The 6634-nt window shown below is 69.1% G+C and carries 6 protein-coding genes and 1 pseudogene; 4 read left to right on the forward strand and 3 right to left on the reverse strand.

From position 1 onward, the window contains the following. The first annotated feature begins 30 nt into the window (after positions 1-30). Both ACWDS7_RS24705 and ACWDS7_RS24710 read left to right on the forward strand, forming a co-directional pair. Positions 31-2727: an AAA family ATPase gene (locus tag ACWDS7_RS24705; RefSeq protein ID WP_451931198.1), complete on the forward strand. Its 2697-nt coding sequence runs from the start codon at positions 31-33 to the stop codon at positions 2725-2727. Between the two features lie 333 nt (positions 2728-3060). Further along, positions 3061-4002 (forward strand): hypothetical protein, encoded by a 942-nt coding sequence (locus tag ACWDS7_RS24710; RefSeq protein WP_451931199.1) that lies wholly within the window; start codon positions 3061-3063, stop codon positions 4000-4002. On the opposite strand, the gene ACWDS7_RS24715 is transcribed toward ACWDS7_RS24710, so the two are convergent. After that, entirely contained in the window at positions 3984-4343 is a 360-nt protein-coding gene (locus ACWDS7_RS24715) for a hypothetical protein (RefSeq protein WP_451931200.1), read from the reverse strand. The genes ACWDS7_RS24710 and ACWDS7_RS24715 overlap by 19 nt on opposite strands. 771 nt (positions 4344-5114) lie before the next feature. Here ACWDS7_RS24715 and ACWDS7_RS24720 point away from each other — a divergent pair. Beyond that, positions 5115-5594 (forward strand): hypothetical protein, encoded by a 480-nt coding sequence (locus tag ACWDS7_RS24720; RefSeq protein WP_451931201.1) that lies wholly within the window; start codon positions 5115-5117, stop codon positions 5592-5594. Positions 5595-5709: 115 nt separating this feature from the next. Here the strand turns inward: ACWDS7_RS24720 and ACWDS7_RS24725 are convergent, their stop codons facing one another. Further along, positions 5710-5883 carry a hypothetical protein gene (locus ACWDS7_RS24725; RefSeq protein ID WP_451931202.1) on the reverse strand — a complete coding sequence of 58 codons (174 nt, stop codon included), beginning with the start codon at positions 5881-5883 and terminating at the stop codon, positions 5710-5712. Continuing rightward, positions 5877-6149, reverse strand: coding sequence for a patatin-like phospholipase family protein (locus tag ACWDS7_RS24730; RefSeq protein ID WP_451931203.1), 273 nt, complete (start codon positions 6147-6149; stop codon positions 5877-5879). The genes ACWDS7_RS24725 and ACWDS7_RS24730 overlap by 7 nt, the downstream gene beginning before the upstream one ends. A gap of 99 nt (positions 6150-6248) precedes the next feature. Here ACWDS7_RS24730 and ACWDS7_RS24735 point away from each other — a divergent pair. Next, positions 6249-6443: pseudogene (locus ACWDS7_RS24735) on the forward strand (transposase); the annotation flags it as partial. Positions 6444-6634 lie beyond the last annotated feature (191 nt).

Consider the following 6634-nt stretch of genomic DNA (forward strand, 5'->3'; position numbering starts at 1 on the left):
GTTCCGGTCCTTTTGTCACACTTGGGAGTTGTGCGAGAGCGGAACATGGCGGCCGGGGCCATCCGCGAGCGGCTGGCGGAGGCGCGGGCGGGGCGCGGTGGGGCGGTGTTCGTCCACGGCGACGCAGGTATGGGGAAGACCTGGCTGCTCGGCGAGGTCGCCGGCGCCGGATTCCAGGTCGGGCGGGCCTACGGTTCTCCCATCGAGTCGGGCGTGCCCTTCGACGTGATGACACAGGCGCTGACCGGCTTGGGCGCCGACGACCTGTCGGCGGACACGATGGCGGGCCGGTGTTACCGCGTGTGGCAGGCCCTGCGGTCCTGGACCGGTGACCCGATTGTGCTCGTCATCGACGATCTCCATTGGGCCGACGCCGACTCGCTCACCCTGCTGGCGTTCCTGTGCCGCCGCCTGGGCGCATCCCGGGTGGCGGTCGTGGCGACACTGCGGGCGTGGCCACCGGCCGCTCTGGACCTCGCACGCGATCTGGAGGAGAGCGGTTGCGCGCGTACGGTTGAGCTCGAACCCCTGGGTGAGCGGTCGTCCGCCACCCTGCTTGCGCGGTGGGTCGGCCATGAGCTTCCGGCCGAGACGGTACGCAAGCTGTGGGCGATGTGCGCGGGCAACCCGCTGCTGCTCGACCACGCCGCGGCGCTGCTCACCGACGGCGCCGACCTGGCCAGGCTGGAGGTGCGGTCGCCCGGCTCCGCGCGCAGGGAACTGCTGGTCCGGCGTTTCGTCGGGGCGACGCCTGAGGCGATGCGCTGCGCGCGGGCCGGCAGCGTCCTAGGTCTGTGTTTCGACCCGGGGATCGCGATGGAACTGGCCGGCCTCAACCCCGAGGCGGGGGACGAGGCCGTCGCGGGTCTCCAGCGTGGCCGCCTCATCCGGGAGGCTCCCGGCGGCCGGGTCGAATACGTCCATCCGCTGTTCCAACAGATCCTTTACGACGAGATGCCGACCTCGACGCGATTACGGCTGCACACCCGGGCGTTCGGCCTACTGGTACAGCGGGGTTCGCAGGCGGAGGCGGCCGAGCACGCGCTCCGCGGGAACACGGCCGGCGACTGGCACGCCCTCGCGGTGCTGGAGCGAGTCGGCCGCGACGCGCTGGCCGTCGGCGCGACCGAGACCGCCGCGCGCTACCTGGCGGGCGCCCATCGCCTGGCGGGAGATCACGCCGACCCGGGTCTGGGGCTCGCCGCCGGGCAGGCCCTCATGTCGGTCGGCAAGGCCACCGAGGCGGTCGCGATGCTCGGGGCCGTCTCCCGGCACGACGCCGCCGACGTGGCGATCGCCGCGCAGGCCGCGTGGATGGCCGGACGCGCCGGTTACCTCACAGGCGACCACCGGCAGGCCGAACGGGATCTGGCCCGGGCCGCCGACCTGGCCGCGGAGCAGGCCCCGGCGATCGCCGTCGAGGCGCTGCTGGACCACGCCACCTTCCGGCACCTGACCGACGGAAGCCAGGCGCTCCCTCTCGCCGCCCGCGCCCTGGAACACGCGGTCGACGTCGACCCGGCTCTCCGCCGCCGGGTCGCCTCCGCGCACGGCTACATCGCGTTCCTCGGCGCCGACATCGCCGGGCTGGAGGAGGTCACGCGGGCGGCGCGGGAGCTCGAGGACGACCCGGCAGCCCAGCTGACCGATGTCCAGGGCACCTGGGGCGCGCTGAGCAACCACGCCTTCGCCACCAAGTGGGCCGAACGCTTCACCGAGTGCGAGAGGGCGTTCACCCTGGTGATCGCCGCGGCGGAGCGCGCCGGAGCGATCGGCACGCTGAGTTTCCTGTACGTCGCCCGCGCCGAGTTGCTGGTGCGCGTCGGCCGGCTCCGCGAGGCCGTCGCCAGCGTTGAGCAGGCCTGGGCCATCAAGGACCTGGCCCCGATGTCGGAGCGCTACGTGGCCGCCGGCCAGACCTGGCTCCTGCTGCTCTCCGGCGACCTGGACGATTGTGAGCGGCGCTGCGCCCAGGTCGAGCACAGCGCGTCGGGGCTGCGCGACGTCGGCACCCTGATCATGGTCTGGTACGTCCGCGGCCGCCGCGCACTCCACGAAGGCGACCTCGCCACGGCGTGCGCGCTGTTCGACCTGCTCGACGAGACGACCGAACGATTCGGGATACTTGAGCCCTGTCTGGTTCCCTACGGGCGGGACGCGATCACGGCGTACACGAGGATCGGACGACGCGATTCGGCCGCGCGTCTGGTCGCCCGGCTCGAAGACGTCTCGGCTCGGCTCCCCTGTGCCTGGCCGAGGATCGCGGCCGCGATCGGCCGGGCGCTCCTGGCCGGTGACCGCGCCGGGACCGAGGCCGAGTTCGAGACCGCGCTCGCCCTGCACGAGACCACCGACCTCCCCCTGGAGAAGGTGGAGACCCAACTCCTCTACGGTGCCTGGCTGCGCCGGACCGGACAGCCCGCGCGGGCGAGGCCGATCCTCGCCGACGCCGCCGCCACGGCCGCCGGGGCCGGGGCGCGGTGGCTGGCTGACCGGGCCCACGAGGAACTCCGCCGCGCCGGCGGCCGCCGCCGGACCACCGACCCGCACGCGCTGACCCCCGCCGAGGCCCGGACCGCGGCCCTGGCCGCCCAAGGACTGACCAACGCCGAGATCGCCGAACGCCTCTCCGTCACCGTCAGAACAGTCGAGACCCACCTGAGCAGGGTCTACGCCAAGCTGGAGGTGTCCCGGCGCGACCTCATCCTGCGGGGCGTGACGCCTTAAACATCCGTGGTTCCCCCGATGCTCGCGTGAGCGCCGGAATCCGATCCTGTGTATGCCGAACTCACGCCCCTGGAGGTCGCGCATGTCACGTTCCCGCCGGCCGTTCGCCGCCAGAGCCGCACTCTCATCGGTGAGGACGGTTCAGGGCTGGGATTTCAGGTCCGCCCGGTCTCGACGACCAGCCAGTTGGGAGTGGAGTCGGTAGACGAGGCATAGGCGACCGGTGACCCCGCGGTTGTGGATAGCCGGCCTTCCGGATTTCTGGCCCCTCATTGAGGTGGCGTGCTGTCATTAGTCGAGCACACCGAATAAACCGATCGAAAGGGATTGGTCATGAATGGTGTTGGTTTACTGCGAAGGCGTACACGTATCGGTGCCGTGGTCGCCCGATGGGCGACGGCGATCACCCTGGTGGTGAGCGCCCCGGCCGTGCTCGCGCCGTCGCCGGCCGCCGCGATCGACGATGGGACCCTGTGCGGGGTTGCCCCTGATCAGGGCAATGTCATCCTGCGCTACACGGGAACACCCGGGCAGTGGACGAGAATCGGAAACCCGCCGGCGATGCTCTACGGCAACGAGTCCGCATTGCTGGCGACCAATCCCGTCACGGGTGATGTTTTCGAGCACCTGGCCGGCAGCGATTGGCGTTGGATCGGATATCCGGGCCGATTCGCGCTTGTCGGTTCGACGGTGTACGGCATGCCCCATGACCAGTCGGTGATTATGCGCTTCAACGGAGTTCCCGGTAACTGGACGGCCGTCGGCGGCTCGACCGTCGGGCTTGCGGGCGGCGGGTCGAGAGGGCCGATCTCCACCCAACCCGGAACTTATGCGGCTTATCTATACACCGGCGTCCCCTATGTCTGGACACCGCTGGGAAGACCGCCGGGGAACGGGCCGGTGGTCTACGCTTCGGCCGGCAACGACGTCTTCGCCGCGGCGAAGGGGCAGGGCATTTTCATCCGCGACTGGAGCTACAACACCTGGGTCCGCGTCGACGCGCCCGGCCTGGGATTCGACGACGGGGTGATGGTGATCGGAGACCTGGGGGTCTTCGCCACCACCGGCAACAACCTCGGAGACCTGTACCAATACATGTACACGCCAGGCGTCTGGCGGAGGATCGGCCAGGCCGGTTTTGACTATGTCGTCACCGGTCGCACCGTCTATCGCCAGAACCACAACAACGAGGTCTACAAGTACTCCGGGACCCCCAACGTCTGGACCAAGATTCATAACAATCTTGTGTTGATCACTCACTGCCCCACGAGCTGAGCCCTCATCGAGGGGCGCAGTGCCGTGATCGTGGAGGCGGCCGGTTTCTCAGCCCTCTGACGAGCCTGAAGTCGTGATGTCGTCAGGGTGAGACCGGTCGCGGCCAGGTATCCGGTGACGAGGTCGCTGCGGTACTGGACCTCGCGGAGTCCGCGGCGAAGGGAGCGGAGCAGTTGGCCGGGCTCGGTGAAGGCGATGCTGGTCCGGCTGCTGCGTCGCAGCATGGACCAGACGCTCTCCACCGGGTTCCGGTAGTCGCTCCAGGCGAAACCGCGCTGCCGGCCGCTCTTGTGATCGGGATGTCGTTCGGGCCGATAGATCAGCCGTGCACGGCGCGCCATGGGTTAGGCGCTGATGCTCGGGCCGCTGTGCAGGAGAGCCCGTCCAAGGGGGGCAGGGTGTGGAGGACAGCGCCGCGGGCGACAGCGCGCGCAGATCGAACGCCAAGTAGGAGCTGGGCGTCTGACTGACCAGCTCGACGCCAGCGGCGAAATCTCCGGCGTCCGGCTGGAGCAGGAACGCGGGCACGAAGCTCTTCGGGGGAACCAGGGGCGCCGAGCACCCCGGCCCGCACCGCCAGGCTTCCTCTCACCTGCTGGTGCAGTCGGCGGACTCCGGGCCGCGACCAGCTCCTGCTGGTCTGCGCACCACGCAGGAGGCGCACACTCAGCACCGTCTCCCACACAGCGTTCGGAGCCGGGGCGAACGTGATCTGGCGAAGGTCGGCGTCAGAGAAGTGCATGCGAATCACGCCAATGATTCTCACGCCGCCGGCCCTGCTCGGCCAAGGCCGGGCCCACCCTTTTAGCCAGGGATAAGGCGTTGTGGTCGGAATTCGGCTGGGGCAATCTTACGGCTGCAGGCCGCTCCATGACGTGACAGCGCAGCCCTTTCGGCTGGAGCCGAAAAGTGTTGCCGCTTCCTTCGCGACGCGAAAAGCCGCTCCCGCGGGGAGAGCGAATCCGTCGCGGGCCAAGGCGTGCTTGCGGCTGCCACCCGTAATTCAGAACGCACCACGCAGAGGAGAGAAGATGAGATTCTCAAGGGCTGCCCGAGGCTCTCGAAAGAATCGAATAAGAGGGCTACTGGTCACCGCGGTCGCTGCTGTCGCGATGGTTCTGATGGCCAATCCGGCGCTCGCCCACCAGGAGTTCTCCAACGGCACCGCGCAGAAAGTTGCGGAGGTGCGGACGATTCTCGCTCCCAGCATCTGGTACAACCTCGCCGACCTCGGCATCGGCTGTCCCTCCACGGCGTCGGCGAAGTTCTACCCGACCTGGACTGTCTCCAATGTCACGTCGTCATCCGCGTACGTGCGGACGTTGAAGATCACTTTCATTCCGGCGGCCTCCGGCGCGATTCTTGGTGCGGCGGATTTGGTCGACGGCAACGGCGCCAACAAGTGGCACGCTCTCTGGAGCGTCGGCCCCGTGTCCTCGGCGGGGATCACCAAGACGTTCACGTTCAACAAGACAGTGAACTTCGGCAGCGGCGGCAAACTCTACTTCGTTCAGCAGTTCAGCCTCAACGGTGGGGGCGGCAGCGTCTGCACGAACAACAAGTCCGTCTATTTCTATCTCCGACCGATCTGATCCGCGCGTGATCTGAGAGAAGCCCACTCGCCGGCCCCTCCGGCGGGTGGGTCACATTGCCGGTGCCATCGACAGTCGCGCCATTCCTTGAGACGGACGGACCGTGGGCCAGCTCCTACGAGATGCCCGCGTCCGTGTCGGACCCGGTCTTCCAGGCGAGGCGGAGCTGCTGTTCGGCATCGGCGGCTTGACGGAGACCCGCCTGGTAGGCCGGTTCCCAGGCCGTCCGGTCATTCAGGTCCGAGCCGAATGCGTGTGTTGATGCCGGATCGGGCTCGATGATCACCACTGTGTGCGCCGCGGCGACCGCCAGCTCCTGGTGGAGCAACTCGGGGGGGACAGGTGCGCCTGCGGGTCGATCACGACGAGCGTGCGGGCTCCGGCCGCGAGTCCGGCGTTGGTCGCCGACCGCAGGGAGCCGTCCATGTATCGGCGGCCATTGACGGTGGTCGGTGGGTAGACGCCCGGGAAGGCCGTGCTCGCCGCCACGGGGGAGGGCAGCGGTGCGCCACTCACGCGGTCGAAGACCTCCTGCTCGCCTGTCTCGGCGTTCATCACGGGGATGAGCAGCTGCCGGTCCGGCCATTGGTCTGCGCCGACCATGGCGCGCATCCGGGCGACATGTGCCTGCTCGGGGCCGGTCTCGGCCCGCTCTCGGATCTGCCCCGCAAGAACTGCTGGACCATCGCCGAGTGGGCCGGGGAGGCCACCCCGGACGGCATGCAACACCTGCTGAACCGGGCCAAGTGGGACGCCGACGCCGTCCGCGACGGCCTGCGCGATTACGTGGCCGAGCACCTGCACGACGACCGGGCGGTACTCGTGGTCGACGAGACCGGCGACGTGAAGTGGCCACTGGTGACGTCGGCGGTCAGTGATCTCCTTGCTGCCGCTCGTCCTACGGCTGAGAACGGCTGCCGAGCTCACCGGCGCGCTGGAACTGGTTGCAGGTGACGCCGGCGCAGCTGCTGGCCGGTGAGGGCGGGGTCGCGCTGGAGGCGGCTGGCCAGGGTCAGCGGGCTTCGGTGGCTGGCGGGAGT

The sequence above is a fragment of the Streptosporangium sp. NPDC003464 genome (assembly GCF_053588315.1).